Annotated in this window: 25 protein-coding genes; 18 read left to right on the top strand and 7 right to left on the bottom strand. The window is 63.4% G+C overall.

The window, feature by feature from the left end; translation table 11 throughout:
- Positions 1 to 61 precede the first annotated feature (61 nt).
- From BMY12_RS02795 to BMY12_RS02815, 5 genes are read left to right on the top strand one after another with little or no spacing between them, the layout of a single operon-like run.
- Positions 62 to 976: an SDR family NAD(P)-dependent oxidoreductase gene (locus BMY12_RS02795; protein WP_093281767.1), complete on the top strand. Its 915-nt coding sequence runs from the start codon at positions 62 to 64 to the stop codon at positions 974 to 976.
- On the top strand, positions 976 to 1,710 hold the full coding sequence (locus BMY12_RS02800; RefSeq protein WP_093281769.1) for a CoA transferase subunit A: 735 nt from the start codon (positions 976 to 978) through the stop codon (positions 1,708 to 1,710). The genes BMY12_RS02795 and BMY12_RS02800 overlap by 1 nt, the downstream gene beginning before the upstream one ends.
- Positions 1,710 to 2,363 carry a 3-oxoacid CoA-transferase subunit B gene (locus tag BMY12_RS02805; RefSeq protein ID WP_093281772.1) on the top strand — a complete coding sequence of 218 codons (654 nt, stop codon included), beginning with the start codon at positions 1,710 to 1,712 and terminating at the stop codon, positions 2,361 to 2,363. Before BMY12_RS02800 ends, BMY12_RS02805 begins: the two co-directional genes overlap by 1 nt.
- 7 nt (positions 2,364 to 2,370) lie before the next feature.
- Positions 2,371 to 3,537 (top strand): acyl-CoA dehydrogenase family protein, encoded by a 1,167-nt coding sequence (locus BMY12_RS02810; protein ID WP_093281775.1) that lies wholly within the window; start codon positions 2,371 to 2,373, stop codon positions 3,535 to 3,537.
- 12 nt (positions 3,538 to 3,549) lie between these two features.
- On the top strand, positions 3,550 to 4,008 hold the full coding sequence (locus tag BMY12_RS02815) for a MaoC family dehydratase (protein WP_093281777.1): 459 nt from the start codon (positions 3,550 to 3,552) through the stop codon (positions 4,006 to 4,008).
- A 25-nt stretch (positions 4,009 to 4,033) separates the two neighbouring features.
- Here the strand turns inward: BMY12_RS02815 and BMY12_RS02820 are convergent, their stop codons facing one another.
- Positions 4,034 to 6,721 (bottom strand): winged helix-turn-helix domain-containing protein, encoded by a 2,688-nt coding sequence (locus BMY12_RS02820; RefSeq protein WP_093281780.1) that lies wholly within the window; start codon positions 6,719 to 6,721, stop codon positions 4,034 to 4,036.
- Positions 6,722 to 6,881: 160 nt separating this feature from the next.
- Here BMY12_RS02820 and BMY12_RS02825 point away from each other — a divergent pair, with 160 nt between their 5' ends.
- The gene (locus tag BMY12_RS02825; RefSeq protein ID WP_093282429.1) at positions 6,882 to 8,000 is read left to right on the top strand and encodes an alkane 1-monooxygenase; all 1,119 of its coding nucleotides are present in this window, start codon (positions 6,882 to 6,884) and stop codon (positions 7,998 to 8,000) included.
- Positions 8,001 to 8,050: 50 nt separating this feature from the next.
- Here the strand turns inward: BMY12_RS02825 and BMY12_RS02830 are convergent, their stop codons facing one another.
- Positions 8,051 to 9,058, bottom strand: coding sequence for an NADP-dependent oxidoreductase (locus BMY12_RS02830; RefSeq protein ID WP_218140055.1), 1,008 nt, complete (start codon positions 9,056 to 9,058; stop codon positions 8,051 to 8,053).
- Positions 9,055 to 9,897, bottom strand: a complete 843-nt coding sequence (locus BMY12_RS02835; protein WP_218140056.1) for an HpcH/HpaI aldolase/citrate lyase family protein — start codon at positions 9,895 to 9,897, stop codon at positions 9,055 to 9,057. The genes BMY12_RS02830 and BMY12_RS02835 overlap by 4 nt, the downstream gene beginning before the upstream one ends.
- A gap of 74 nt (positions 9,898 to 9,971) precedes the next feature.
- Between BMY12_RS02835 and BMY12_RS02840 the strand changes: the two genes are divergently transcribed.
- Positions 9,972 to 11,477, top strand: a complete 1,506-nt coding sequence (locus tag BMY12_RS02840; protein ID WP_218140057.1) for a zinc ribbon domain-containing protein — start codon at positions 9,972 to 9,974, stop codon at positions 11,475 to 11,477.
- A 9-nt stretch (positions 11,478 to 11,486) separates the two neighbouring features.
- Positions 11,487 to 12,692, top strand: coding sequence for an acetyl-CoA acetyltransferase (locus BMY12_RS02845; RefSeq protein WP_093281788.1), 1,206 nt, complete (start codon positions 11,487 to 11,489; stop codon positions 12,690 to 12,692).
- Positions 12,693 to 12,798: 106 nt separating this feature from the next.
- Here BMY12_RS02845 and BMY12_RS02850 read toward each other — a convergent pair whose 3' ends face one another.
- On the bottom strand, positions 12,799 to 13,566 hold the full coding sequence (locus tag BMY12_RS02850; RefSeq protein WP_093281790.1) for an SDR family NAD(P)-dependent oxidoreductase: 768 nt from the start codon (positions 13,564 to 13,566) through the stop codon (positions 12,799 to 12,801).
- A gap of 65 nt (positions 13,567 to 13,631) precedes the next feature.
- Positions 13,632 to 14,585: a DUF7064 domain-containing protein gene (locus BMY12_RS02855; RefSeq protein WP_093281793.1), complete on the bottom strand. Its 954-nt coding sequence runs from the start codon at positions 14,583 to 14,585 to the stop codon at positions 13,632 to 13,634.
- Positions 14,586 to 14,677: 92 nt separating this feature from the next.
- Here BMY12_RS02855 and BMY12_RS02860 point away from each other — a divergent pair, with 92 nt between their 5' ends.
- The 5 genes from BMY12_RS02860 to BMY12_RS02880 all read left to right on the top strand — a co-directional run bounded on the left by BMY12_RS02860 (position 14,678) and on the right by BMY12_RS02880 (position 18,798).
- The gene (locus BMY12_RS02860) at positions 14,678 to 15,571 is read left to right on the top strand and encodes an SDR family oxidoreductase (RefSeq protein ID WP_093281796.1); all 894 of its coding nucleotides are present in this window, start codon (positions 14,678 to 14,680) and stop codon (positions 15,569 to 15,571) included.
- Positions 15,572 to 15,636: 65 nt separating this feature from the next.
- Positions 15,637 to 17,082, top strand: a complete 1,446-nt coding sequence (locus BMY12_RS02865) for an aldehyde dehydrogenase (RefSeq protein WP_093281798.1) — start codon at positions 15,637 to 15,639, stop codon at positions 17,080 to 17,082.
- Between the two features lie 71 nt (positions 17,083 to 17,153).
- The gene (locus BMY12_RS02870) at positions 17,154 to 17,927 is read left to right on the top strand and encodes a hypothetical protein (protein ID WP_093281800.1); all 774 of its coding nucleotides are present in this window, start codon (positions 17,154 to 17,156) and stop codon (positions 17,925 to 17,927) included.
- Positions 17,928 to 17,944: 17 nt separating this feature from the next.
- Complete coding sequence (locus BMY12_RS02875; protein WP_281242396.1) at positions 17,945 to 18,532, top strand: cytochrome c oxidase subunit 3; 588 nt, start codon at positions 17,945 to 17,947, stop codon at positions 18,530 to 18,532.
- Positions 18,529 to 18,798: a cytochrome C oxidase subunit IV family protein gene (locus BMY12_RS02880; RefSeq protein ID WP_093281804.1), complete on the top strand. Its 270-nt coding sequence runs from the start codon at positions 18,529 to 18,531 to the stop codon at positions 18,796 to 18,798. Before BMY12_RS02875 ends, BMY12_RS02880 begins: the two co-directional genes overlap by 4 nt.
- 28 nt (positions 18,799 to 18,826) lie before the next feature.
- Here BMY12_RS02880 and BMY12_RS02885 read toward each other — a convergent pair whose 3' ends face one another.
- Together BMY12_RS02885 and BMY12_RS02890 are read right to left on the bottom strand one after the other, a co-directional pair.
- Positions 18,827 to 19,711 carry a formylglycine-generating enzyme family protein gene (locus BMY12_RS02885; protein WP_366516777.1) on the bottom strand — a complete coding sequence of 295 codons (885 nt, stop codon included), beginning with the start codon at positions 19,709 to 19,711 and terminating at the stop codon, positions 18,827 to 18,829.
- Positions 19,708 to 20,598 carry an SDR family oxidoreductase gene (locus BMY12_RS02890; RefSeq protein ID WP_093281809.1) on the bottom strand — a complete coding sequence of 297 codons (891 nt, stop codon included), beginning with the start codon at positions 20,596 to 20,598 and terminating at the stop codon, positions 19,708 to 19,710. Before BMY12_RS02890 ends, BMY12_RS02885 begins: the two co-directional genes overlap by 4 nt.
- A gap of 256 nt (positions 20,599 to 20,854) precedes the next feature.
- Here BMY12_RS02890 and BMY12_RS02895 point away from each other — a divergent pair, with 256 nt between their 5' ends.
- From BMY12_RS02895 to BMY12_RS02915, 5 genes are all read left to right on the top strand, one after another.
- The gene (locus BMY12_RS02895) at positions 20,855 to 22,000 is read left to right on the top strand and encodes an acyl-CoA dehydrogenase family protein (protein WP_093281812.1); all 1,146 of its coding nucleotides are present in this window, start codon (positions 20,855 to 20,857) and stop codon (positions 21,998 to 22,000) included.
- A 112-nt stretch (positions 22,001 to 22,112) separates the two neighbouring features.
- Positions 22,113 to 23,342 (top strand): acyl-CoA dehydrogenase family protein, encoded by a 1,230-nt coding sequence (locus BMY12_RS02900; protein WP_093281815.1) that lies wholly within the window; start codon positions 22,113 to 22,115, stop codon positions 23,340 to 23,342.
- A 92-nt stretch (positions 23,343 to 23,434) separates the two neighbouring features.
- A complete protein-coding gene (locus BMY12_RS02905) occupies positions 23,435 to 24,553 on the top strand; it encodes an alkane 1-monooxygenase (RefSeq protein WP_093281818.1) in 1,119 nt (372 codons plus the stop codon).
- A 36-nt stretch (positions 24,554 to 24,589) separates the two neighbouring features.
- Entirely contained in the window at positions 24,590 to 25,378 is a 789-nt protein-coding gene (locus tag BMY12_RS02910) for an enoyl-CoA hydratase/isomerase family protein (protein ID WP_093281820.1), read from the top strand.
- A 26-nt stretch (positions 25,379 to 25,404) separates the two neighbouring features.
- A complete protein-coding gene (locus BMY12_RS02915; protein ID WP_093281822.1) occupies positions 25,405 to 26,988 on the top strand; it encodes a long-chain-fatty-acid--CoA ligase in 1,584 nt (527 codons plus the stop codon).
- Positions 26,989 to 26,996 lie beyond the last annotated feature (8 nt).

Raw genomic sequence — 26,996 nt, forward strand, 5'->3', positions numbered from 1 at the left:
CAGGCCCCGGTGGGCCGCGTGCCGCACCCGGCGTACTCGCCCAGTTCTAGGGATTCGTGTCATGACTCAGCTGCTCAAGGATAAGGTGCTCGTGGTCACCGGTGCGGGACGTGGCGTCGGTGCCGAAATCGCGAAACTGGCGGCGCTCGAAGGTGCGCGCGTGGTGGTCAACGATCTTGGCGTGAGCCAGGCTGGTGAAGGCGGTGGCCTCGGCCCGGCCGAGGAAGTAGTTCAGGCGATACGCGCTGCCGGAGGCCAGGCGATTGCCGATGGCTCGGACGTGTCGAGCTTTGCTGGCGCGCAGGCCTTGATCGGCGCAGCGCTGGAGGCGTTCGGCGATCTGGATGCCGTGGTCAACAATGCCGGGATCCTGCGTGACACGATCTTTCACAAGATGTCGGAAGATGAGTGGAACGCGGTGATCAAGGTCAATCTCACCGGTTGTTTCAACGTGGCCCGTGCTGCTGCCCCGCAGTTCAAGGAGCGGCAGAAGGGAGTCTACGTACATATGACGTCCACCTCCGGGCTGATTGGTAACTTTGGACAGGCCAACTACGCGGCGGCCAAGCTCGGAGTGGCGGCCTTGTCCAAGAGCATCGCGTTGGACATGCAGAAGTTCGGCGTACGTTCCAATGCCATCGCGCCGTTTGCCTACACGCGCATGGTCAGCTCCATCCCGGACACGCCGGAGAATGCCGAACGCCATCGTATCAACCGTCTGATGTCAGCCGACAAGATCGCGCCCTTCGTCTGCGCCCTTTGTAGCGACGGCGCAAAGGATGTGAGCGGTCAGATTTTCGGCGTGCGTCGCAATGAGATCTATCTGTTCGACCAGCCCCGTCCGATCCGCGCCGTACACGCCGGTGATGATGGCTGGACTGCGCAGTCTTGTGTGACACGTGCACTGCCGGCGCTGCGGCCCTCGTTCTTCCCACTGGATCGCTCCTCGGAAGTGTTCACCTGGGAGCCGGTCTGATGAGCACGAAACTCTACGCCAGTGCCGCGCAGGCGCTGGCCGGACTGTGCCGCGACGGCATGACGGTGGCAGCTGGCGGCTTCGGTCTGTGCGGTGTTCCTCTGGATCTGATCGTCGCCTTGCGCGACAGCCAGGCGCGCAATCTGACCGTGATTGGCAACAACGTCGGCTGCGATGAGCACGGCATGTGGCTGGTGCTGGCCAACGGCCAGATCCGCAAGGTGATTCTCTCTTATGCCGGCGACAACAAGATTCTGGAACGTGCCTTCATGAATCAGGAGATCGAGATCGAGTTCAATCCGCAGGGTACGCTGGCCGAGCGCCTGCGCGCCGGCGGGGCCGGCATTCCGGCCTTCTTCACGCGCACCGGCTACGGCACGCTGATCGCCGAAGGCAAGGAGGCGCGGCAGTTTGCCAATCCGGACGGTAGCAGCGACTGGTACATCATGGAGACCGGACTCACCGCCGATGTCTCCCTGGTCAAGGCCTGGAAGGCGGATGCCGCCGGCAATCTGGTCTATCGCAAGACTGCGCGCAACTTCAATCCGATGATTGCCGCTGCCGGCCGCATCACCATCGCCGAAGTGGAAGAGTTGGTGCCGGTGGGCGAAATTGATCCCGATCAGGTCCACACGCCCGGCATCTTCGTGGATCGCATCGTGGTCTCCACCCGCCAGCCAAAACACATCGAGCGGCCGACCACGCGTCCGCGTACCGCCGGGGAGCCAGTCTGATGGCCTGGAACCGTGAACAGATGGCCGAGCGCGCCGCCAAGGAACTGCGCGACGGCTACTACGTCAATCTGGGTATCGGCATTCCCACCCTGGTGGCCAATCTGGTGCCGCCGGGTATGACCGTGACGCTGCAGAGCGAAAACGGCCTGCTGGGCATCGGTCCCTTCCCCTACGAAGGAGAAATGGACCCCGACCTGATCAATGCCGGCAAGCAGACCATCACCGATCTGCCGGGCTCCAGCTATTTCTCCAGCGCCGACTCCTTCGCGATGATTCGTGGCGGTCACATCCAGCTGTCGATTCTCGGCGGCATGGAGGTGGCGCAGAACGGCGACCTGGCCAACTGGATGGTGCCCGGCAAGATGATCAAGGGCATGGGCGGCGCCATGGATCTGGTGGCCGGCGTGCCGCGCGTGGTGGTGGTGATGGAACACAACGACAAGAGCGGCGCTGCCAAATTCCGCAAGGCCTGCACGCTGCCGCTGACCGGCAAGGGCGTGGTGGATCTGCTGATTACGGAGATCGCCGTGTTTGACCTCGACCGCAAGGGACTGCGCGCGCCGCTGCTGGTGGAGCTGGCGCCCGGAGTGGGCCTGGACGAGGTCCGTACCCGCACCGAAGCCGAATTCACCCTTGCCCCGCATCTGAGCTGAGCCTGACATGGAAATCGAACTATCCGAACTGCAGCGTGAGATCGAGACTTCGGTGCGCAAGGTGTGCGCCGAGTTCAATGATGAGTACTGGCACGAGTGCGACGAGGCCGCACGCTTTCCCGAGGAGTTCTACAAGGCCATGGCCGATGCCGGCTGGCTGGGCGTGACCATGCCCGAGGAGCTGGGCGGCGCCGGACTGGGCGTGACCGAAGCTGCGATCATGATGCATACCGTGGCGTCCTGCGGTGGCGGGCAGTCAGCGGCCTCCTCGATCCACATCAATCTGTTCGGTCCGCATGCAATCGTGGTACACGGCTCGCCGGAACAAAAACAGCGCTGGCTGACACCGCTGATCAAGGGGCAGGAGAAAGCCTGCTTCGGCGTCACCGAGCCTGATGCCGGCCTGGATACCACCAGCATCAAAACCTTCGCCAAGAAGGTGCCCGGCGGCTATCGAGTCAGCGGCCGCAAGATGTGGACCTCGACGGGACAGGAGGCGCACAAGATTGTGCTGCTGGCGCGTACCACCCCGAAGAGTGAGTGCAAACGGCCCACCGACGGCATGACCTTGTTTTATGCTGACCTTGATCGAACCAAGATCGAGGTCCGCCGTATTAAGAAGCTGGGCCGCAACGCGGTGGACTCCAACGCCACCTTCATCGACGACTACTTCATTCCGGAGTCCGACCGCATCGGCGAAGAGGGCAAGGGCTTTCACTACTTGCTCGACTCGCTCAATCCAGAGCGCATTCTGGTCGGCATCGAAGCCATCGGCATCGGCCGCGATGCACTGCAGCGCGCCGCCAAGTACGCGCGTGATCGTGTGGTGTTTGGGCGGCCCATCGGCAAGAACCAGGGCATCCAGCATCCGCTGGCAGAAGCCTGGACCTATCTGGAGTCGGCGTACTGGATGTGCATGCGGGCAGCGTATCTCTACGATCACGGTCTGCCCTGCGGTGCCGAAGCCAATGCCGCGAAATTCCTGTCGGCGCGCGCAGCTTTTGATGCCGCCACCAAGGCGGTGCTGACGCATGGCGGGATGGGCTATGCCCGCGAATTCCAGGTCGAGCGCCTGTTCCGTGAATCCATGTTGCCGCGCATTGCACCCGTGACCGAGCAGATGATTCTGTCCTTCATCGCCGAGCGCGTGCTTGAGCTTCCCAAATCCTACTGAGTCCAATCCGCCATGCCAGGTGTATTTTTCGACGAAATGTTCGTCGGCCAGAAATTCGATCATCCCATCCGCCGCACCATCACCGAGTCCGACAACGTCTGGTTTACGGCGATTACGCACAACCCGGCATATCTACATCTCGACGAAGAGTACTGCCGGACCCAGACGGAATTCGGTCAGCGCATCGTCAACAGCGCCTTCACCTTGGGCCTGATGGTGGGAATCTCAGTGAACGACACTACGCACGGCACCGCCGTGGCCAATCTCGGCTGGGATGAGGTGCGCTTTCCCCGTCCGCTGTTTCATGGCGATACCCTGAGCGTGGAGAGTGAAGTGCTGGAGCTGCGCGAGAGCAAATCGCGGCCCAACGCCGGCATCGTGGTGTTTGCCCACCGGGGCTACAACCAGAAGCGCGAGCTGGTGGCACAGTGCAAGCGCAGCGCCCTGCAGCTCAAGCGTGCCGCCGGCTGAGAACGGCGGTGGTGCGCCTGAGCGCCTAGAGCAGCAACGCGGCCTTGGCGCGGGCAAGCGCTGCCGAGCGGTTGGAAATTCCGAGCTTGGCGTACAGATTCTGCAAATGCCATTTGATGGTGGCCAGCGACACGCTGAGCCGGTCAGAGATCTGCTGGTTGCTCAGTCCCGCCTCAACCAGGCGCAGGATTTCCAGCTCGCGTGGCGTGGGGGGCGCCATGATCTGCGCTGTATCGATGGCCGAGGGTGCCTTCGGTGCGCAGCGCTGGCACAGTTCCTTGAAAAAACTGTGCTCATCCTGCGTCACCAGCGCCCAACGCTTGGCCTCGCTGTGGCCAAGCAACGTCGAGACTGTGGCTTTCTGATCGAGGAAGGGGCGCATGATACGGCCCGGTGCGGCGAGGCGGATGGCTTGCAGCAGACTGCGTAGCGCGGATCGTGATGTCTGGCTGGTGCCGGCTAGCCGTGCCTGCAGCAGCAGTAGCTCCACGCAGCGGCCGAGACGACCATCTGCTCTCGCGCTCTTCAGCGCCGAAACCATCAGGCGCTGTGCTGCCTGCAGATGGCCATCATCATTGCGAAGGGCTATATCGGTCATCAGCAGCAGATCGCGCATGACCGGCAGCTTGCGCCACGATGCAGCGGTGCCGGATCTGGGCGAGTTCAGGCCGATATGCTCGGCCTCGCGGTGGGCCTCTTCCCGGCGGTCCATCGCCACCAGGCGCTGGATGAGAAAACAGGACAGCATCACCGACAGACGCGGGGGATAAGCGTCGGCGATAAGGCGCAGCGTCAGCGGAGCATAAGCGTCGTCCTCAGCACCACCCCAAAGTGCCACGGCCGCTTCCAGGCCACAGGCCGTGGCTTCCAGAAAGCCGTGCGAGCGCGCCGCTGCAAGGCCATTGTGAAGCAGCGCGCGGGCGTCTTCATCGCGTCCCATCGCCACCGCACAGCGCGCGGCCAGCAGGGCCAGCGTACCGGTGATGCCGTCCTCGCCCAATTCACTACGCGCCGCGTCTAGCGCGGTGCGCAGTTCGGCATAAGCCTGCGCGTAGCGGCCCTCGTAGATCGGAATCAGCGCCCCGTAAGCGAAAGCCCAGCCATTGGCATATGCGCTCTGTGCCTGGAAGGCCGAAGCCTTGGCTGCTTGGTTGGCCTGGTGGGCGGATGAGAACGCGAAGCTGCTGGCATGGCAGTTGGTTTCGATGCAATGCGCACCGGTGCGGCTGAACGGATCGTCATCAGCAGTGCTCTGCGCCAGCCAGCGCTGTACGCCGGTTTGCGCCTGCGTGAGGTTGTCGGTGAAGACCTCGATAGACGCCAGCATGATCGCCAGACGCCGCTGCAGCGGCGCATTGATGTCGAGCCGCGTCTCCATCCGGCGGATGTGCTGGCGCGCATCGTCGTACCGACGGTGAAATGCCAGCGCCCAGGCGTACCAGTAATCCACTTCCGGATCGGCCTGCTGCCCGGCGCGCTGCAGCGTCTCCACCCATTGAATGAAGCGTGGTGCCTCGCCCAGCTTGCGCACAAACCAGGGCGCGATGCGGGCCAGAATCGCCGCAGCCTTTGCGTGCGAGCCGGCCGCCAGCGCATAGTCCATGGCATCGTGCCACTGCGCCTGCTGCTCACACCATTGCGCCGCGCGCAGGCGCACGGACTGCAGGGTTTCGGTCGCCAGGCTGCGTTCTGCCTCACGCAACAGAAACTCCCGCAGCAGGGTGTGCAGGCGGAACCAGCGGTGCTGGCGGTCGAGCGGAATCACGAAGATATTGCGCGCCAGCAGGGCATCCAGATAGGACTGCGCGTCTGGATCACCACTGACTTCGCGGCACAGGGCAGAGCTGAATACGCGCAGCTGGCCGACGCGCAGCAGAAACTCTCGCGCTGCGATGCTCAGCTTGGAAAATACATGGCGGTCCAGCAGGCCTGCCAACTCCTCGTCGGAGCCGGCCATAGCCTGCAGGGTCTGGCGCGGTTGCTTGCTGGTGGTCAGTGCGATCTGCATCAGCCGTACTGCGGCTGGCCAACCCTCGGTTCTGGCAACAATGCGCGCCACCGCGTCAGGATCCAGGCGCTTGCATAGCGTCTCGCCGAGCATGGCGCGCACCTGCGCCGGGCCGAAGGCAAGCTCGCTGGCACCGAGTTGTCGCAGCAGTCCTTCGAGCCGGGCGCGCGTGCGATTGAAGCGCAGTTCCTGCGTGCTGCTGAAAACCAGCCGCACCGCCGCACCGCTGCGGAAGCACAGACCGTCAAGCAGTGTTTCCAGCATGGGATCGCGGCAGAAATGCAGGTTGTCGATGAACAGCGTCAGCGGTTTGTTCTGCTTGCGTAGCAGCGCGAGCAGGGACTCGATGCCGCGCGCGGCCGAATCACCGCCACCAAGCAGGGTCTGCGGGGATTGCCAGCGTGAATCCGGTGTCTGCAATTGCCGACCCAGGCCCTGCACGATGGTCCCGATGCCAGCGGCTCTTTCGTCCAGCGCCAGCCAGGCGCAATCCTGGCCGGCGGCGAGCAGTTCGACGCGCAGCATCGCCAACAGCACAGATTTTCCGTAACCGGCTGGAGCCACCACTGTCAGCAGTTTCTGGCGCAGCCCGGTGGCGTCAAGTACCTGTGCGCTGACCGGCAGGCGCAGCATCTCGAAGGCGAAGCTGGGCGGATCGCCTTCGCCCAGTTCCTCGGGGGGCGGCGGATGAGCCTGTTTATACACGATGCGACTCCGCGCTGTGGTCTATCCCCTCCCAGGGGGGAGGGTTTTTCCGGGCCGGGCTGCGGCTAGCATGAAGTTGTTGTGGTTCCATACGGCGCTTCGAGTTGCTTTGCGCAGATTGTGAGCACACCAAAAGCTCAAGAAAGAGGAGATGGAGTTTATGGACTATCTGAAGTACTGGACGCCTGTGGTAGTGGTTGGGGTGGCGTTTTTGGGTTTTTATGTGGGTGGTGACTGGGTGTGGCTGGGGATCGGGACCTTCCCGGTGCTGGCGTTTCTGGACAGCGTGTTTCCGCGTGATTTTGGCGTGCGAAAGATTCAAAACGCGCGGCTGGCAAACATTCCGATTTGGCTGTGCACGCTGGGGCCGGTGTGTTTGTACTTTGCGTTCGCCTGGCGGCTGTCGGTTGAAGATTTGAACGGCTGGCAGATTGCCGGCGGCATTCTGAGCGTGGCGTGGATGGGCGTGATTCCGCTGGTGCCGGCGGCGCACGAGCTGTACCACATGCGCGGACTGCTGCCGCGCATCGTGGGGCACTACGGGCACCTGTGCATTTTCGACTGCACGCGGGACATCGCCCATGTGGTGGGGCACCACATCGACGTAGCGACGGTACATGACGGCGACACCGCGCCGCGCGGGAAGAGCCTGTACGCCTTCACCGGCCGGGCAGTGATCGAGAGCACCCGCTACTCGATGCGCATGGAATGCGAGGCGCTGCGCAAGCGGGGGCTGCATCCCTGGCATCTGCGGCACCGGGTCTATCGCGCGGCGCTGGCGCTGCTGATCTTCCACGCGCTGCTGCACGCCATCGGCGGCTGGCGCGCGAACCTGTTCGGACTGGCGGCGCAGCTGATCTCCCGGGTCTGGGTGGAGAGCTTCAACTACTTCCAGCATTACGGCGTGATCCGGGTGCCGGGTGCCCCGATCGGGCGGCGGCATCTGTGGAACCATCTGCACTGGTTCTCGCGGACCTGCGGCTTCGAGATCACCAATCATGCCGATCATCATCTGAACTCCTATCAGGCCTTCTACAAGCTGGTTCCGCATCGCGAAGCGATTCCGATGCCGAGCGTGTTCGTGTGCTTCCTGGCGGCGCTGATTCCGCCGATCTGGCACGAGCTGATCATCAAACCCGCCCTCAAGCGCTGGGATGCCGAGTTCGCCACGCCCGAGGAACGCGCGCTGGCCCGCGAACAGAACCGCGCCGCCGGCTGGCCCGACTGGCAGAGCGAGCCCGAACTCAAAATCGGACAGGCACAGACCGTCGGCGTGTAGGCGCACAGCAGGCCTTGCCGCGTGTGCGTGGCAAGGCCTGCTTCCGATATTCATCGCAGCCGGATCAGCCGCTTGCCGCGGTTACGGCCGGCGTAGACATCGACCAGTGCCTGAGGCGCCTGCGCGAGGTCCTCGCTGATGTCTTCCGCGTAGCGCAGCTGTCCCGCCGCCAGCAGCGCAGCGAGCCGGGCCGCCGTGGCGTCGAAGCGGCGCTGATGATCGAAGATCACGAAGCCTTCGATGCGCAGGCGGCGTGTCAGAATCTCGCGCTCCGCGCGCGGCCCTTGCGGCGCCGGCAGCCATGAAGCAGTCGCCAGGGTGCCGCACTGGATGATGCGACCGAACAAGGCCATCTGCCGCAGCACCGCATCCGAAATGTCGCCGCCCGTGTTGTCGAAGAACACATCGATGCCCCGCGGGCAGGTATCACGCAGGGCAGCCTCGATGGGCTGGTGATAGTCGAGCCAGGCTTCGTAGCCGTAATCCTCGACGCAGCGGCGCCCCTTTTCTGCCGATCCAACGATCGCCACCGGCCGCGCGCCGGCCTGCCGCGCCAGTTGCCCGACGATGCTGCCGACGGCACCGGCGGCAGCGCTGACCAGCACGGTCTCGCCAGGTTGTGGCCTGCCGATATCGTGCAGCGCCAGATAGGCGGTCAAGCCATTGATGCCCAGCAAACCCGCGCCGGTGGACAGCGGGGCCTGCTGCGGGTCGACTCGGCGCAACAGCGCAGCGGGCGTGGCGATGCAGTAGTCCTGCCAGCCGAACCAGCCATACCAGTAATCACCCACCGCGTAGTCGGCATGCCTGGAGGCCAGCACGCGGCCCACGGCCATCGCCCGCATCACCGCGCCCAGCGGCAGCGGCGGTGCGTAGTTGTTCTCGTCGTTGACATAGCCGCGTTGTGCCGGATCCACCGACAGATAGTGGTTCTCGATCAGCATTTCGCCTTCGCCCAGCGCCGGTAAGGGATGGCACTGCAGTTCAAAGTGCTCGGGCTGCGGCACGCCGACCGGGCGCCGCGTGAGCACGATCTGGCGATTGAGCATGACGCTCATGCCGCAGCCAGCAGGCGGCGTGCCGCCTTCAAATGCGGGATGTCGTACATCTTGCCATCCAGGGATACCGCACCAGCGCCATCGACGAAAGCGGCGACGATACGCTGCGCCAGCTCGCGCTCGGCTTCGCTGGGCGTGAACGCGGCATTGATCACCGGAACCTGATCGGGGTGAATCGCAATGCGACCGGTGAATCCGTCGTATCGCGACTGCAGGCAGGCGTTGCGCAGGCCCTCGGCATCCTTGAAGTTCACGTAAACCGTGTCGAGCACCTCGGCGCCGAGGGCATGGCCGAGCAAAAGACATTGATTGCGCGCGTGCTCATACATCGAACGCCAGCGTCCATCGGGCAGGCGTGGATCACCGGCTCCCAGGGCCGAAGACAGATCCTCGCCGCCCCAGGCGACGTGGCTGATGCGCGGATGCGCCTGTTGCGCCAGTTCGCCCATGCGCAACATTGCCATTGGCGTTTCCGTGACGATGGCGGTGATACGCATTGAATTCAGCGGCAGGCCGTGCGCCGCTTCCAGCGCATCCAGATAATGACCGACGACGCTTAGATCCTCCGGCCCCCTGATCTTTGGCAGCAGGATGCCGGCAGGCCCTGCCGGCACTACCTGTGCAAGATCTTTCAGGGTTTCACCTGAGGCAAGGTCATTGACGCGCACCCATAGCCGCGTGTGATCGTCGATGCCGGACAGGTATTCGCGCATCATCCCGCGTGCCTGCATCTTGCGTTCAGGCAGAACAGCATCTTCCAGGTCAAGCACCAGCGCGTCAGCGCCAGCGGCCGCTGCCTTGGCGAGTTTCTTCTCGCTGTCGGCCGGCACGAACAGCATGGATCGCATCATTTCAGGGTCTCGAAGTAACAAGAGGCTAGGTTATAGGTATGGAACCATACTATAATCAGACGGTGGCCGCGGCAACGCCGGCCCATCCTCAAAAATTTCAACCGAGACGGACTTTCGTGCGTAGCGAGAACATTAGAGGCATCACGTCCATCGGCGCCTATATCCCCCGGCGGCGCTTACAACGCGCGGCCATAGCCGCTGCCCACGCCTGGGCCTTTCCCGCGCTTAAGAGTCAGGCCAAGGGAGAACGGGCGATCTGCGCCTGGGATGAGGACGTTGTGACCATGGCGGTGGAGGCCGGACGCGATTGCCTGCGCGGGCTGTCACGCACGTCTTGGCAGGCTTTGAACCTGGCCAGCACCAGTGCGCCTTTTGCTGATCTCAACCATGCGGCGCTGGTGGCGGCGGCGCTGCGTCTGAATTTAAATGTGGCGGCGATGGACTTCGCGTCCTCGACGCGCGTCGGCTTGTCGGCCTTAATCGAGGCCTGTCGAGCCCGCGAGGGCGAACAGCTGGTGATCGCCGCCGACAAGCGCGGCGCCAAACCCGGTAGCGTGCAGGAGATGCAATACGGCTGCGGCGCGGCGGCCCTTGCCTGTGGAAGCGGCGAGGCGGTGTTCGCGCGCCTGTTGGGCGCTGAATCGCTGACGGTGCCGTTCTTCGATCATTTCCGTGCCAGCGGCCAGAGCGCCGACTATCACTGGGAAGAGCGCTGGGTGCGAGACGAAGGTCTGGCCAAGCTGGTGCCGCAGGCGGTGTCGGCGCTGCTGGAGCGGCTGGCCCTGACCCCGGACCGTATCACCTGGTTCGGGCTCTCGGGCGGCCCAGCGCGCAGCGATGCCGCCATCGCCAAGGCGCTGAAGATCGCGCCGCAATCTCTGTTGCCGGATCTGCAGGCCGGCGTCGGCGACACCGGCACCGCACATTCGCTACTGCAGCTGCTGGCAGCACTGGAGCGTGCGCAGCCGGGCGACATCATCGTGATCGCGGCTTTCGCGCAAGGCTGTGAGGTAGCTGCTTTTGAAATGATCAAGCCGCTGCCGGCCAGCGCACGGCGCGGGCTGGCCGGCAGTCTGGCCGACCGCGTCGAAGAGAGCGCTTATCTGCGTCTGTTGGCGAATGAAGGCCAGCTGGAATTGGACTGGGGCATGCGTGCCGAGGTCGATCAGAAGACTGCGCTGACGCAGCTCTATCGAGCTTCGGATCAGATTCTGGGTTTAGTCGGCGGCCGCTGTTCCTCCTGCGGCGCCGTGCAGTTCCCGCGTCTGCCTAACTGCGTGAACTGCGCAGCGAGTGATACGCAGCAGCCCTATGCGCTGGACGAGGTCCCCGCGCGTATCGCCACGCATACCGCCGACTGGCTGCAGTACTCGCCGGCGCCGCCGCTGCTGATGGGACTGGTGCAATTCGATGGTGGCGCGCGGCTGTTGATGGAAATTGTCGACGTGGGGGCGGACGGGCTGGAGGTTGGTACGCCGCTGAGCATGCGATTTCGCATCAAGGAACGGGATCGTCAACGCGGCTGGAATCGCTACTTCTGGAAGGCCAGCCCCATGAGTGCGGTTTAAGGACTAGATATGGCAACTGGCATCAAGGACAAGGTGGCGATCCTGGGCATGGGCTGCTCGCGCTTCGGCGAGCGTTGGGATTGCGGCAGCGAGCAACTCATCAATGAGGCTTTCGGCGAGGCGCTGCTTGATGCTGGCATTGAACGTCGGCAGATCGGCGCGGCCTGGTATGGTTCAGCGCTGGATCGCGTCAATGTTGGCAACTCAGCCATTCCGCTAGCTACGGCGCTGCGGCTCGAAGGCATGCCGGTGAGCCGCGTGGAGAACATGTGCGCCACCGGCACGGAGGCGCTGCGCGGTGCAGCCTACGCGGTGGCCTGCGGTGCCGTCGATATCGCACTGGCCATCGGTGCGGAGAAATTAAAGGATACCGGTTACGGCGGTCTGCCCGTGCCCACCAAAGGCACGCTGGCTGACCTGTGGATGCCTTATGGTTCGGCCCCGGCGGGCTTTGCCCAGCTGGCAGCCGGTTATCGCGCGCGTTACCGCTTGAGCCCGCAGGAGCTCAAGCAGGCCATGGCCCGCGTCTCCTGGAAGAGCCACGTCAACGGCGCCAAGAATCCCAAGGCGCATTTGCGCAAAGCGGTGGAGATGGAAACCATCTTGAAGGCACCGATGATTGCCGAGCCGCTCGGCGTGTTCGATTGCTGCGGTGTTTCGGATGGCGCCGCCTGTGCCATCGTGACTACGCCACAGATTGCGCATGAACTTGGCAAACGTGAGTCTCTGGTGACCATTAAGGCGCTGCAGCTCTCCGCCAGTTCAGGCCGCGAGCAGAGCACCGGCGAATGGGACGGCAGCTATGTGCAGAACACCCGCAATGCTGCGCGTGCGGCCTATCGAGAGGCGGGCATTGACGATCCGCGTAAGCAGCTGTCGATGTTGGAAGTACACGACTGTTTCTCGATCACAGAGCTGGTGACCATGGAAGATCTCGGTGTGTCGGCCGATGGCCAAGCCTGGCGCGATGTCATGGAGGGCGTATTCGACGCCGATGGCGCGCTGCCATGCCAAATCGATGGCGGGCTCAAGTGTTTCGGGCACCCCGTGGGCGCCTCTGGCCTGCGCATGGTCTATGAGCATTATCTTCAGCTGCAGGGACGGGCTGGCTCCCGCCAGCTGAAGAATCCGACCTTGGGCCTGTCGCACAATCTCGGTGGCGTGCCCTATAACGGCGTATGTGCGATCAGCATCGTGGGATTAGCCGGCGTTTGAGTCTGTGCACCCCGGGTTTCACAAGAAACCCGGTACATCGCCTGCAAAAAAGGCGCGCCATGAACGGCGCGCCTTTTGATTCGCGGCGACTATCGTCGCTCGGCGTTTAGCCGTGCATGGTCAGGCCGCCTGAGACACTGATGGTTTGGCCGGTCATGAATGCCGCGTCCTCGCTGGCGAGAAAGGCCACGAGACCGGGATAGTCATCGGCTTCGCCGATGCGGCCCAGCGGCACGCTGCGCACCATAGCGTCGCGGATTTTCTGGCCCTCTTCGCCAGTGCCGACGAAAGCATCCATCGCCGGCGTGTTGGTAGGGCCGGGGCAGACACAGTTCAGCGTCACCTGCTTGCGTGCCAGCTCGCGCGCAAGGGCCTTGGCGAAAGCGATGGTGGCCCCCTTGGTGCCGGAGTACACAACCTCCCCCGTGGAACCGACACGACCGGCGTCAGAGGCGATGAAGATAATGCGCCCGCCACCGCGTGCGACCATGCCCTGCGCGACTGCATGGGTCATCTGCAGCGGCCCCATATAGTTGATCGTCACCACCTTCTGCCAGAAGTCTGGTGTGGTCTTGAGAAATGGAATCGGCTTGTCCCAGCCGGCATTGTTGACCAGCGCCCAGGTAGGACCCAGGCGGCTTTCGATGGCGCTCACCGCCTGCTGTACCGATTCATAGCTGGTGATGTCGCAGACCTGCGCATCGGCGCGGCCGCCAGCGGCGCGGATCTGCGCTACCGCCTGATTGGCGGCCTCGGCGTTGATGTCCAGCACGCCGACCTGCATGCCTTCGGCGCCCAGACGTTTGGCAATCGCCAAGCCGATGCCGCTGCCCGCGCCGGTTACCAGCGCCACCTTGTCTTTCAATCCACGCACAGCATTTCTCCTGAAAATTGCGGTTGATTCTTCACTTGCATGACTCTAAGAAATAGGTATCAGAACTAAGGCTGGAAGCTATAGAAGGCGCGCGAACGCAAATGCGCCAGGTAAGCACTTGGCCACATGAATTCACTCCAGCCTTGCCCAGGACGGCCGTCTATCCGGCAGCGCATTGCAGCCTCGTTCAGCGTCGTGGCGGGGTCCGGCTGCAGCGGATAGTGGGCAAAGCACTGCGCATCGACTACCGTGAGACGGCCGGCGTGGTCACGCACCAGCGCTTTGAGTTCGGTTTGCCGGTACTGCAGATCACCTTTGTAGCTGACTTCCACCTGCTCGACTTCGGCCATCAGACCGTCACGAAACACATAGCCGCGCAGATCGGTATTGCCGCGCGCCTGGATCTGCCAGAAGTGTACGCAGCAGTCGTCGCCGGCCTGCGCGTGCAGCCATTTCCAGTGCTGCGGCGTCTGCCAGTCGCGTGTGCCCCAGGAATGATCGCGCGCGCCGGTGGTATCAAACTGCAGCTCACGGCCGTCGATGCACAGCGTGCCCTGCAAGCGCCCGGCCTGCTCGAAACGGTTGGTGGCAGCGTAGTCCGGGCAGCCTTGCTCGTGCGAGCCGTAGGCGTAGGCCGGATGCAGGGCCTGGAAGCGCGCATCCATCTGTACGCGTGCGCCGCGCACGCGCAACTGCGCGCTGGCCAGCTTCAGGTCCTGACGCAGTTCCAGGGCGCCGACTTGCCAGTCATCGAAGTTGAATTCAGGCGCCATCGGCACATCATCCGTGGCTTCGACAATGGCCGGCGTGTCGAGTCCCGGTCCATAGATCACACAGATCGAACCGGCGCGGTGCTCGCGATTGACCCAGGTGTAAACGAAAGCGCCAAGCTGCTGCTCCGGCAGTGAGATGACGTACGGGATGGATTCTCGCGCCAGCGCGTTGGCACCCAGGGCATGGCGTCCGTCGTGAATCGGGGCCAGCACAGCGATGCTGCGATAGCTGGACGGCTCCTTCATGTGGCTCTCCTCTCGATGCGGGCCATGGCTGTACTCCGAACTGCTTTCATTATAGTATGGAACCATATCATGAATAGTAACAGGAGCGCCCCATGTCTTATCAGTCGGTGTATCGCCCGGACCTGTTTGCCGGGCAGGTGGTGTTGATCACCGGGGGAGGCAGCGGCATCGGCCGATGTACCGCGCACGAGTTGGCCTCGCTCGGTGCGACGGTGGCCATCGCCGGTCGCGATGCTGAGAAGCTGGCGAAGGTCAAGGCGGAGATTGAAGCCGAAGGTGGACGGATCAGCACCCACATCTGCGATATCCGCGAAGAGGCGCAGGTTATCGCCATGGTCGATGAAGTGCTGGCCCAGCATGGGCGCATCGACGGGCTGGTGAACAATGCCGGCGGGCAGTATCGCCAGCCACTCAAGCAGATCAGCAGCAAGGGCTTTGAGGCGGTGGTGCGGCTCAATCTGTTTGGCGGCTTCATGGTGATGCGCGAGGTCTACAACCGCTGGATGGAGACGCATGGCGGCGCCATCGTCAACATCATCGCCGACATCTGGCATGGCTGGGCCAATTACGCGCATTCCGGCGCGGCGCGGGGCGGCATGCTCACGCTCAGTGAGAGCGCCGCTTCCGAATGGGCGCCATCTGGGGTGCGCGTGAACTGCGTGGCGCCTGGCGGTATCGCCAGCAGTGGCTTCGATACCTACGAGCCGGAAGCGCAGCGCGAGATTTTGAAATTTCCGCCCACCATTCCGCTGCAGCGTTACGGCAATGTCGCGGAGATGTCGGGCGCCATCGTGTTTCTGCTGTCGCCAGTGGCCTCGTACATCACCGGCAGCTGCATCCGCGTCGACGGTGGTGCGCCCAATGCCCGCTATTGCTGGAATCCGCCACAAGCGCATCAGCGTTCCCAGCCTTATGGCGGATTCGCGCTTGATGTCATGCCCAGGCTTCTGACGCAAGGGCCCAAGACGCAGTCTAGTCGCGGCTAAGAAAAGCAGAACCATGGCCTGCGTGGTGGGCTTGCTGATTTCTGATAACACAAGAGGAGCGTTCCATGACCGGCATCCCGGCCTCACGTCATCACTTCTATATCGGCGGCGAATGGGTTCAGCCCTCCAGCAGCCGCCGCTTTGAGCTGCGCAATGCCAGTACTGAGGAAGTGCTGGCTTCGGTGCCGGAAGCGCTGGAGGCCGACGTCGATCGTGCGGTCGCGGCGGCGCGTCGTGCCTTCGACGATCCCAGTGGCTGGGCTAGCTGGACGCCGGGGGCGCGCGCCGCAGCCATGAAGCGCTTCTCCGCAGCGCTGCAGCAGCGCGTCGCCGATGTGGCCAGCACCGTGAGCCAGCAGAACGGCATGCCGATCAGCCTGAGCAGCACCTTCGAAGGTGCGTTTCCGGTCGGCCTGCTCGACTACTACACGCAGCTGGCCGAGGCCATGCCGGGCGACGAGCTGCGGCCCTCGCAGATGGGCCGCGAGACCGTCGTCAGCCGCCATCCGGTGGGCGTGGTGGCGGCCATCGTGCCCTGGAATTTTCCGGTGGTGCTGGCAATGAGCAAGATCGCGCCGGCCCTGGCGGCCGGCTGCACGCTGGTGATCAAGCCCTCGCCCGGCACGGTGCTCGACAGCTATCTGCTGGCCGAGGCTGCCGAGCAGGCGCAGCTGCCGCCGGGTGTGGTGAACTGGGTGGCGGCAGATCGAGAAGTGGGCGCCTATCTGGTGGCGCACCCGGGCGTGGACAAGGTGGCGTTCACCGGCTCCACGGCGGCCGGTCGTGCGATTGCGCGGCGCTGCGGCGAGTTGCTGCGCCCGGTGACGCTGGAGCTGGGCGGAAAATCGGCAGCCGTGATTCTGGACGATGCCGATCTCGATGTGCTGGCGCAGGCTCTGCCGATGGCGGCGATGCTCAACAATGGTCAGGCCTGCTTCAGTTGCACGCGGATTCTCGCGCCACGCAGCCGCTATGCACAGGTAGTGGACGCGGTGGCCTCGCTTGCTGCATCGCTGACCGTGGGCAATGCCTTGGATACCGCAACCCAGGTCGGGCCGATGGCTTCCGCGCAGCATCGCGAGCGGGTCGAGGCCTACATCGCCAAGGGCAAGACCGAGGCGCGCCTGGTGGCCGGCGGCAATCGCGTCAAGGGTCCGGGCTGGTTCGTGCAGCCGACGGTGTTTGCCGATGTCAGCAATCAGGCCTGCATCGCCCGCGAGGAAATCTTCGGGCCGGTGCTCTCGATCATTCCCTACGAGCACGAGGATCAGGCACTGCGGATCGCCAACGACACCGAGTACGGCCTCGGCGGTTCGGTGTGGAGCCGTGATGCCGCGCGCGCCCGCGCGGTGGCGCAGCGCATCCAGACCGGCACGGTCGGCATCAATGGTTACATCCCGGCTATCGGCTCTCCGTTCGGCGGCATCAAGGCCAGCGGCATGGGTCGCGAGCTGGGACCCGAGGCGCTGTCGGCCTATCAGCAGCTCAAGTCCACCTATGTGATGAGCTAAAAAGCCTCGCCAGCGCCGTTGCTGGCGGCGCCAAGTTTCACCGCTTTGCCGCACAAGAGGAGTGATGCAAGATGAAAGATCAGCCTGCAACAGTCGATTACACACTGTGGAAGCTCATGGCCTGGACCGGTCCGGTGTTCTTTATCGGCTTCTTCTTTTTCTGGGGCGTGGTGGCAGACAACCTGCCGCCGATGGCGGCCTCGGCTTCGCCACAGGACATGTGGCAGCACTACAAGGATCTGCGCCTGCCGATCACCCTCGGCATGTCGGTTTGCATGGTGCTGGCGTCCTGCTACATGAGCTTTGGCGCCGCCGTGTCGCGGGTCATGAAGCGCATCGAAGGCGCCGATGGCTGGTTGTCCAATCTGGAACTGATGGGCGCCACCATCACCTATTGCCCGATCGTCGTGGCCTGCGGCATCTGGCTCTGCTGCGCGATCCAGATCGATCAGCTGACGCCGGAGATGGTGCAGTTCTGCTATCGCCTGGGCTGGATGATCATCGACCTGGCCTACATGGTGACCAGCTGGCAGATCCTGGCGGTGTCCATCGTGTTCCTGCGTGACCGTCGTGAGAAGAAGCTGGTGCCGGCCTGGGTGTGCTGGTGGGGCTTCGTCACCGTCGCCTCCTTCTTCCCGGTGAGCCTGATTCCGTTCTTCACCTCCGGACCATTTGCTTTCCACGGCTTGTTCAATTTCTGGATCGCGTTCTTCACCTGGTACATCTGGATCGTGGCGATGTCGCTGTTCATCATCCGCGCGGTGGGTCGCCTGCAGATCGAGGAGCAGGGCGCGGCTCAGCCCTCGGTCGCACAGGATGCGAGCCGCTTGGCGGGCGTGCACTGAGCGCAGAACGCAAGATGATGAAACGGGCCGCTGGATCGCCGGCGCGGTCCACGGCGTTCCACGGTGTCGAAGGCCTATGGGTATTTATCGTCGCCGACATGAGCTTCTTCGCTGTGCTGTTCGTTTCGTACCTGCTCGGCCTGGGCGACCAGGCCGAGCTGTTCGCGCGATCACGGCAAAGTCTGGATAGCGATCTGGGTGGCTTCAACACCCTGGTGCTACTCAGCAGCTCCTGGTGCCTGCTCAAAGCCGTGCAGGCCGCACGCCTGAGGCCTGCACAGGCGGCGGTGGCGCGCTGGATTGCGGCGGCACTGGCGCTGGGGCTGCTGTTCTGCGTGGCCAAGGGCCTGGAGTACGCAGCCAAGATACGGCAGGGCATTACGCCGCTGAGCAATGATTTTTTCATGTACTACTTTGCGCTCACCGGTCTGCATCTTCTGCACGTGTTCGCCGGGCTGGTGGTGCTGACGCTGCTCTGGCGGATGGCGCGGCAGGGCAGCTTCAAGGACGGGCACTTGCTGGTCCTGGAAGGTGGCGCTGTTTACTGGCACATGGTGGACTTGCTGTGGATTCTGCTGTTTCCACTCCTGTATCTGATCCGATGACGCCGCAGCGCCAACCGCAAAGCTGGGGAACGCAGGTCTGGCTGCTGCTGATGCTGGCGACTGGCATCAGCACGTGGGGTTTGCCGAAGCAGGCGATGGCGCCGGCCATCGCCACTGCCGCGCTGCTGCTGATCGCCGCGTTCAAGGTCCGGCTGGTGCTGCTGCATTTCATGGAGCTGCGCGAGGCGCCCCGCCGGCTGCGATTGCTCTTCGAGGTCTGGCTGCTGCTGCTCACAGCCACGCTGCTGGTTCTGTACCTGCATTGAGGCTTTACCGGACACGTCATGCGCAGGCTCAAGGCAAGTCGCGCACTACGCGAAAGCCCAGGCCGTCGCTGGTGGCATTGCCATCGTCGGCATCGCGCGCGGCGGCGCGCATGCTGCGCGGATGATTGCCCCAGCCACCGCCACGGTTGACGTGCTTGCTGCAGTCACCGCCGCCGCCGGCATTCCAGGCGAGCGCTTGCGTTGGTGCCTCGGCATAGCTGTTGTGCCAGCAGTCTTCGACCCATTCCCAGACATTGCCCGCCATGTCGTACAGTCCCCAGGGATTCGCCTTGAAGCTGCCGACCGGCGCGGTATAGGGAAAGCCGTCGTCACAGAACACATGCCAGCGCCACTGCGGATTGGCGCTGGCGCCGCGTAGATCCAGCACATTGGCGGAATCGCAGACCCATTCCGAGCCATCGCCCCAACTGTAGCGCGTCTGGCTGCCGGCACGCGCGGCGTATTCCCACTCCGCCTCGCTGGGCAGCCGATAGCGTCGGCCGCTGCGCCGGCTCAGCCATTGCACGTACTGCTGTGCGTCCGTCCAGCTGACGTTGATGACTGGACGTCTGCCGCGCCCCCAGCCGCGGTCGTCGGCGCGGCGCGCACAAGCGCCGGCGACCTGGCAGGCATCCCATTCATCGAAGGTCACCTCATACTTGCCGATGGCGAAGGCGGCGACGTTGACTTCATGTACCGGAATCTCGTAGGGCGAGCCGGAATCCTCGCCCATCAACAAGCGTCCTGGCTTTAGAACGAGCAGTTCGGGTGAGTCAGGACAGTCCCGAAACGCTGTGCCGGCCCTTACCGTGATCGGGGCTCCCTCGCAAGCCGGCGTCGACTGCGTCTCGGCGCCTGGCGCGGCGCCGCACCAGGTCGCGGTCAGCAGCAATATCCGGGTCAGCGGTCTCAAGCGGAGCGCTGCGACTTGGCGGCAGCGCTGGCCGCTTCGCTGCTCGCGCGGATCTTGCTCCAGGCTTCATTGCTCAGCTTGGTCAGACCGGAAAAGGTGGAGGGCGCCGCGAGGTGGTGGCCGCCATCGATGCAGATGGTCTCGCCGGTCAGATAGTCGCAGGCGTCACTGAGCAGCAGCAGCATCAGGTTGGCCAGTTCCGACACCTCACCATAGCGTCCCAGCGGTACTTCATCGGCCTGGGTGGCACCGATCTTGGCGTCCTCGGTGGGCGCCAGCATCTTCCAGGCGTAGTCGGTGGGGAACGGTCCGGGGGCCACGGCGTTGAGGCGGATACCGTAGCGCGCCCATTCAACAGCCAGCGACATGGTCATGGCATTGACTGCGGCCTTGGCCATGGCCGAAGGGACCACGAACGCAGATCCGGTCCAGATCCAAGTGACGAGCGTCGAGACCACAGAGCCTTTCAGGCCTTGCTCGATCCAGCGCTTGCCACAGGCTTGGGTGGTGAAAAAAGCCCCGTTCATCACGGTCGAGGTGATGGCTTCAAATCCCCTCGGACTGAGATCCTTGGTCGGCGCGATGAAGTTCGCGGCGGCATTGTTGATCAGGCCGGTGAGCGGGCCGTGCTCCTTCCATATCTGAGCGACGGCAGCGTCCACGAGCTCGGCTTTGCGGATGTCCACTGCCTGGTAGTGCGCCCGCTGCCCGTGCCTGGCGTTGATCTCCGCGCAGGCCTTCTCCAGTACCTCGCTGCGCCGGCCCCACAGATGCACCTCGGCGCCGTATGCGACCAGTACCTCGGCTACGCCCTTGCCCAGGCCTGTGCCGCCGCCAGTGATCAGAATTCGCTTGCCGGCCAAGGCGGACGCATCAAACAAGGCCATCACAATCTCCCGTCTATAGTAGTATGGAACCTTACTTGATGGCGCGGTGGCCTTTCAAGTCAGATATCGCACCGCAGTCAGGCGCCGTCATCGCCAGCTTACGCCGGAGTTGCCGGCACAGAGTCTGGACGCGGCACTTCGATGTCTTTCAAATTTTGCCGGGGGAGCGGAAAAATGAATCTTGATGTGCGTGTGAAACCTGAGCTGGCTGTGCAGGGCGGCCTTGCTGCGTTCCGATCCAGGACGGGGTTGACTCATGCTTAAGCCCCGCGCGGTCTATGGCCCTGAACACGAAATGTTCCGGGATGCGGTACGCGGGTTCATCCGCGCCGAGATCACGCCGCACTTCGAGCGCTGGGAGCGAGAAGGCATCGTGGATCGCAGTTACTGGCAGGCCGGTGGCCGCGCCGGTCTGCTCTGTCCGCAGGTGCCGGAGGCTTATGGCGGCCCGGGCGGCAGCTTCAAGTACAACTGCATCGTCGTCGAGGAAATCGGTTATGCCGGCTATGCCGGACCGATGACCGATTTCTCGGTGCACAGCGATGTCTGCGCCGGCTATCTGCTCAATGCCGGTACCGAGGAGCAGAAGCGCAAATGGCTGCCGCGGCTGGTCAGCGGCGAAACCGTCTGTGCCATTGCCATGACCGAGCCGGGCGCCGGGAGCGATCTGCAGGGCTTGCGCACGCGGGCGACGCGTGACGGCGATCGTCTGCGGGTCAATGGTGCCAAGACCTTCATCTCCAATGGCCAGCACTGCGATCTGGTGATTGTGGTGGCGCGTACTTCTGACGCGCCGGGCGCCAAGGGTATGAGCCTGGTGCTGGTGGAGGCGGACCGGCCTGGTTTTCGCCGTGGCCGCAATCTCCACAAGCTCGGCCACCTTTCTTCCGACACCTCGGAGCTGTTCTTCGACGATGTGGAGGTGCCGCTGAGTCATATCATGGGCGCTGAAGGCAGCGGCTTCGCCACCCTGATGAGCGAGTTGCCGCAGGAGCGCTTGATCATCGCCTTCCAGTCCATGGCAGCGGCTCAGCGCGCGTTCGATGTTACCTGCGAGTACGTGCGCGGGCGCAAGGCCTTTGGCCAGCCGCTCGCCGACTTCCAGAACACCCGCTACAAGCTCGCCGACCTCAAGGCGGATCTGCAGGTCGGCTGGGCGTTTGCCGATCAATGCCTGGAACGGCATCTGCGTCACGAATTGAGCGCTCTGGATGCTTCGACCGCCAAGCTGTGGTGCACCGAAATGCACGGCCGCATGGTCGATCAGTGCCTGCAGTTCTTCGGCGGCTACGGATTCATGCGCGAATACGAAATCTGCCGGCTGTATGCCGATGCCCGGGTCCAGCGCATCTATGGCGGCACCTCGGAAATCATGCGTGAGCTGATCGCCCGAAATCTGTGATTGGCGGCTACATTTTCGGCGATGTCGACAATGCGCGCGGTCGTGGACGGCCGTCTTTACATTTGTAGTAGGGAACCATACTATAAACCACGTCAACAAGAGGGAGAGCAACATGTTTGAACGGCGGCTGTTCCGGGAGGAGCACGAGATGTTCCGTGCTTCGGTCCGCAAGTTCATCGAAAAAGAGATCGCCCCGTATCATCAGCAGTGGGAAAAGGACGGCATCGTTCCCCGCGAGCTATGGCTGAAGGCCGGCGCCGCCGGCATGCTTTGCTGCACAATTCCAGAGGAGTACGGCGGTCTGGGGCTGGATTATCTGTTTGATGTGATCGTCTTCGAAGAGATGGCGCGCAGCGGCTTCACGGCGCCGGGCTTCATGATCCATTGCGACCTGGTGGCCACTTACATCAAGTCCTTTGGCAGCGAAGAGCAGAAAAAGTACTGGCTACCGAAAATGGTGTCCGGCGAGGCCATCGGCTCGCTGGGCATGACCGAGCCGCATGCCGGCTCTGATCTGAAGAACATCAAGACCCGCGCCACGCGCAACGGCGATAGCTACATCATCGACGGCCAGAAGGTTTTCATTTCCAACGGCCAGCTCTGCGATGTGATCGTACTGGCCACCAAGACCGACAGCTCGCAAGGCGCGGCCGGCATCACCCTGTTCCTGGTCGACACCAGCCTGCCGGGCTTTGTGCGCGGCAAGAAACTGGACAAGCTGGGGCTCAAAGGGCAAGACACGTCTGAGTTGTTCTTCGAGAATCTGCGCGTACCGGCAAGTGCCATGCTAGGCACTGAGGGGCAGGGTTTTGCGCTGATGATGACCAAGCTGGCGCAAGAGCGCCTGGCGCAGGCGATCCGCTCCGCCGTGGTGGCGGAAACCGCAATCGACTGGACGGTGGAGTACACGCATAATCGCAAGGCTTTTGGTGGCACCATCGCCGACTTCCAGAATACTCAATTCAAGCTGGCCGAGCTCAAGACCGAAGCGGTCATCGGCCGAGTCTTCACCGACGCCTGCATCGAAAAATTCATGCGCGGTGAGCTTAGCGAAATCGATGCGGCAATGGCCAAGATGTGGCTTTCCAACCTGCACTGCAAGGTGGTCGACGAGTGTCTGCAGCTGTTCGGCGGCTGGGGCTATATGTGGGAATACCCGATTGCGCGGGCTTACGCCGACGCGCGCATCGTCAAGATCGCAGGCGGCTCCATCGAAGTGATGAAGCACATCATCGGTCGCTCGCTCTATCGTGAACTGGCCGGGCGCGAATCGGTCCGTCCGATTTCGTCCAGCAGGGACAAGGGTGAGGGTGACAAGCCCAAGGGTCGGGCAGCAGCCTGAGCGGTACCGGCGGCACATCCGATAGCAAGTCATCTCGCGCGAGCGCAGGCATCCGATGCGCGGGAACATAAAAACTGCCAGGAGGAGAGGTCATGGACTATCTGAAGTACTGGACGCCTGTGGTGGTGGTTGGGGTGGCGTTTTTGGGTTTTTATTTGGGTGGTGACTGGGTGTGGCTGGGGATCGGGACCTTCCCGGTTCTGGCGTTTCTGGACAGCGTGTTTCCGCGTGATTTTGGCGTGCGAAAGATTCAAAACGCGCGGCTGGCAAACATTCCGATTTGGCTGTGCACGCTGGGGCCGGTGTGTTTGTACTTTGCGTTCGCCTGGCGGCTGTCGGTTGAAGATTTGAACGGCTGGCAGATTGCCGGCGGCATTCTGAGCGTGGCGTGGATGGGCGTGATTCCGCTGGTGCCGGCGGCGCACGAGCTGTACCACATGCGCGGACTGCTGCCGCGCATCGTGGGGCACTACGGGCATCTGTGCATTTTCGACTGCACGCGGGACATCGCGCATGTGGTGGGTCACCACATTGATGTGGCAACGGTGCATGACGGCGACACGGCGGCGCGCGGCAAGAGCCTGTACGCCTTCACTGGCCGGGCGGTGATCGAGAGCACCCGCTACTCGATGCGCATGGAATGCGAGGCGCTGCGCAAGCGGGGGCTGCATCCCTGGCATCTGCGGCACCGGGTCTACCGTGCGGCGCTGGCGTTGCTGATTTTCCACGCACTGCTGCATGCGATCGGCGGCTGGCGCGCGAACCTGTTCGGGCTGGCAGCGCAGCTGATCTCCCGCGTCTGGGTGGAGAGCTTCAACTACTTCCAGCATTACGGCGTGATCCGGGTGCCGGGCGCGCCGATCGGGCGGCGGCATCTGTGGAACCATCTGCACTGGTTCTCGCGGACCTGTGGTTTCGAGATCACCAACCATGCCGATCATCATCTGAACTCCTATCAGGCCTTCTACAAGCTGGTGCCGCATCGCGAGGCGATTCCGATGCCGAGCGTATTCGTGTGCTTTCTGGCGGCGCTGATTCCGCCGATCTGGCACGAGCTGATCATCAAGCCGGCCCTCAAGCGCTGGGACGCCGAGTTCGCCACGCCCGCAGAGCGAGCCCTCGCCCGCGAGCAGAACCGCGCCGCAGGCTGGCCCGATTGGCAGAGCGAGCCCGAACTCAAAGTCGGTCAGGCACATACCGTCGGCGTGTAGGCGCTGTCGGAATCCTCGACGCAACAAGGAATTTTCATGCAGTACGAATCGCTCGAATTGCAGATCACGGAAGGTCTGGCGCGGCTGACGCTTAACCAGCCACAGATCGGCAATCCTTTCAATGCGGCGTTCTGCGCGGACTGGGGGCGGGTCGCCAATGAGCTGGCCGGGCGTCGCGATCTGCGCGCGGTGCTGATCAGCGCCAAGGGCCGCTTCTTCAGTGTCGGCGGCGACATCGGCATGTTCTCGCGCAACCTCGAGGATCTACCCGATCGCATTCGCGAATGGACAGGCGGCCTGCACCTTGGGACCGCGCGTATGGCGCGGCTCAATGCGCCCATCATCGCCGCCGTGCATGGCAGCTGCATGGGCGGAGCGTGTGCCTTGATTGCAGGTTGCGATCTGGTGTTCAGCGCGCGCAGCGCCCGCTTCGGCGCTGCCTATGCCCAGATCGGCTACAGCTGCGACGCCGGTGCCTCGTTTGCGCTGGCCTCGCGTATGGGCATTGCGCGTGCGCGCCGCTTCCTGCTGCTGGCGGAGATGATGGATGCCTGCTCCGCGCAGGCCACCGGTCTGGTGGACGAGCTGGTGGACGACGAACAGCTGCTAGCGGAGGCAGAAAAGGCCGCCATCCGCTTGAGTCAGGGACCTACGCGTGCCTACGGTGAGATCCGCCGTCTGCTCAGCCGGGCTTTCAGTCAGCCGCTGGAAGCGCAGCTGGAAGATGAGGCGCAGTCCTTGAGCCGTGTTGCGGCCAGCGCTGATGCGCGCGAAGGCATCATGGCTTTTGTGGAGAAGCGCAGCGCCCGCTTCCAGGGCAGCTGAGCCAGCGGTAGCAGGAGGAGCGGGCCATGTGGCTGCATCAAGAAATCAAGAACGTTGCCGATATCGCGCGGCACCATGCGCGGACCAGTCCGCAGCACACGGCGCTGATCGACCCTGCCGGCCGGCGAAGCTTTGCCGACTTGGAGCGCAGCAGCAATGGCATCGCCAGCAGCCTGCGGGCGCATGGCATCGCCGCTGGTGCGCATATCGGCTTTCTGGGCAAGAACAGCTGCCGCTATTTCGAGCTGCTGTTCGGCGCTGCGAAAGCAGGCTGCTCCATTGTGCCGCTGAACTGGCGACTGGCGGAAGCAGAATTGCGCGCGGTGATTATCGACGCGCAATGCCCGGTGGTCTTCGTGGACCGCGAATTTGCCGAGCTGCTCGATCGGGTACGTGCGTCCTGTGTCCAGGCGTTCCAGATCGTCAGTTTCGATTCTTCCAGTGCTGCCGCAGGTGAACTCGAAGCTTGGGTTCTGGCCGGGGATGGTCGCGATCCGCATGTGCCCATCCATCCTGATGATACGGCGATTCTGATCTACACCTCTGGCACTACAGGGCAGCCCAAGGGCGTACAGCTCACCCATGGCGGGCTCGGTTACATGCGGCTCTGCGAACACTTGGAGCCTGCGCTCAAGCAGGACGCCAGCGATGTGCTGCTGACCGCGATGCCGCTGTTTCATCTGGTCGGCACGGGCTTGTCGCTGCAGGCTCTGTACAACGGCGCGACGGTGTCGCTGCTGCCGGTGATGGAGCCGGGCGCGCTGTTGAAGCTGCTGGCGCGCGACCGTCCGACTATCTGCGCGCTGGTGCCAACCGCGATCCAGATGTTGCTCGATCATCCAGACGCCAGCCGTGCCGACTTCTCCTCGCTTCGGCTGGTGATGTATGCCGGATCGCCCATCAGCTCTGCTCTGCTCAAGCGCGCACTGCTGGAGATGAGGTGTAGTTTCATGCAGTTCTACGGCGCGACGGAAAGTTCCGGGGCGCTGACCCTGCTGCGTCCCGAGCAGCACGACGTTCACAACGAGGCCCGACTGCGCGCCTGCGGCACGCCGCTGCCGTTGATCGATATTGAGGTGCGGGATAGCGAAGGCAGGCCGCTGCCGGACGGCCAGACCGGAGAATTCTGGGTGCGCGCACCGAGTCTGTTCGGCGGCTACTGGCAGCAGCCGGAAGCCACGGCAGCGGTCTTGCAGGACGGCTGGTATCGCAGCGGTGACGCGGGCTATCGCGATCATGATGGGCTCTACTACATCGTCGATCGCGTCAAGGACATGATCGTGACCGGCGGCGAGAATGTGTACTCGGCCGAAGTGGAGCAGGCACTGTGCCGGCATCCAGCTGTTCGGCAATGCGCGGTGATCGGGCTTCCCGATGAAAAATGGGGTGAGCGCGTCACCGCTGTGATAATCGCACGGGACGGCCAGCAGCCCAGAGTCGAGGACATCATCGCGCACTGCCGCGAATACATCGCAGGCTACAAGGTGCCAAAGGAAGTCCGTTTCGTCGGCAGTATGCCGATGACCGCCACGGGTAAGGTCCTGAAGCGCGCGCTGCGCGAGGAATTGCTCAGGCAGTCGGCGCCGCAAGCCCGGGCCATCGTCGCTTGAGCGCAATG

The organism is Solimonas aquatica, assembly GCF_900111015.1.
Taxonomy (GTDB): Bacteria; Pseudomonadota; Gammaproteobacteria; order Nevskiales; family Nevskiaceae; genus Solimonas; species Solimonas aquatica.

Coding starts and splice junctions, on each gene's coding strand:
- BMY12_RS02875 (WP_281242396.1), top strand. CDS start 17,945: ATGAAACGGGCCGCTGGATCGCCGGCGCGGTCCACGGCGTTCCACGGT.
- BMY12_RS02835 (WP_218140056.1), bottom strand. CDS start 9,897: ATGCTGTTCGTGCCGGCCGACAGCGAGAAGAAACTCGCCAAGGCAGCG.
- BMY12_RS02805 (WP_093281772.1), top strand. CDS start 1,710: ATGGCCTGGAACCGTGAACAGATGGCCGAGCGCGCCGCCAAGGAACTG.
- BMY12_RS02825 (WP_093282429.1), top strand. CDS start 6,882: ATGGACTATCTGAAGTACTGGACGCCTGTGGTAGTGGTTGGGGTGGCG.
- BMY12_RS02900 (WP_093281815.1), top strand. CDS start 22,113: ATGTTTGAACGGCGGCTGTTCCGGGAGGAGCACGAGATGTTCCGTGCT.
- BMY12_RS02810 (WP_093281775.1), top strand. CDS start 2,371: ATGGAAATCGAACTATCCGAACTGCAGCGTGAGATCGAGACTTCGGTG.
- BMY12_RS02870 (WP_093281800.1), top strand. CDS start 17,154: ATGAAAGATCAGCCTGCAACAGTCGATTACACACTGTGGAAGCTCATG.
- BMY12_RS02800 (WP_093281769.1), top strand. CDS start 976: ATGAGCACGAAACTCTACGCCAGTGCCGCGCAGGCGCTGGCCGGACTG.
- BMY12_RS02905 (WP_093281818.1), top strand. CDS start 23,435: ATGGACTATCTGAAGTACTGGACGCCTGTGGTGGTGGTTGGGGTGGCG.
- BMY12_RS02915 (WP_093281822.1), top strand. CDS start 25,405: ATGTGGCTGCATCAAGAAATCAAGAACGTTGCCGATATCGCGCGGCAC.
- BMY12_RS02860 (WP_093281796.1), top strand. CDS start 14,678: ATGTCTTATCAGTCGGTGTATCGCCCGGACCTGTTTGCCGGGCAGGTG.
- BMY12_RS02795 (WP_093281767.1), top strand. CDS start 62: ATGACTCAGCTGCTCAAGGATAAGGTGCTCGTGGTCACCGGTGCGGGA.
- BMY12_RS02880 (WP_093281804.1), top strand. CDS start 18,529: ATGACGCCGCAGCGCCAACCGCAAAGCTGGGGAACGCAGGTCTGGCTG.
- BMY12_RS02895 (WP_093281812.1), top strand. CDS start 20,855: ATGCTTAAGCCCCGCGCGGTCTATGGCCCTGAACACGAAATGTTCCGG.
- BMY12_RS02845 (WP_093281788.1), top strand. CDS start 11,487: ATGGCAACTGGCATCAAGGACAAGGTGGCGATCCTGGGCATGGGCTGC.
- BMY12_RS02815 (WP_093281777.1), top strand. CDS start 3,550: ATGCCAGGTGTATTTTTCGACGAAATGTTCGTCGGCCAGAAATTCGAT.
- BMY12_RS02830 (WP_218140055.1), bottom strand. CDS start 9,058: ATGAGCGTCATGCTCAATCGCCAGATCGTGCTCACGCGGCGCCCGGTC.
- BMY12_RS02890 (WP_093281809.1), bottom strand. CDS start 20,598: ATGGCCTTGTTTGATGCGTCCGCCTTGGCCGGCAAGCGAATTCTGATC.
- BMY12_RS02910 (WP_093281820.1), top strand. CDS start 24,590: ATGCAGTACGAATCGCTCGAATTGCAGATCACGGAAGGTCTGGCGCGG.
- BMY12_RS02855 (WP_093281793.1), bottom strand. CDS start 14,585: ATGAAGGAGCCGTCCAGCTATCGCAGCATCGCTGTGCTGGCCCCGATT.
- BMY12_RS02865 (WP_093281798.1), top strand. CDS start 15,637: ATGACCGGCATCCCGGCCTCACGTCATCACTTCTATATCGGCGGCGAA.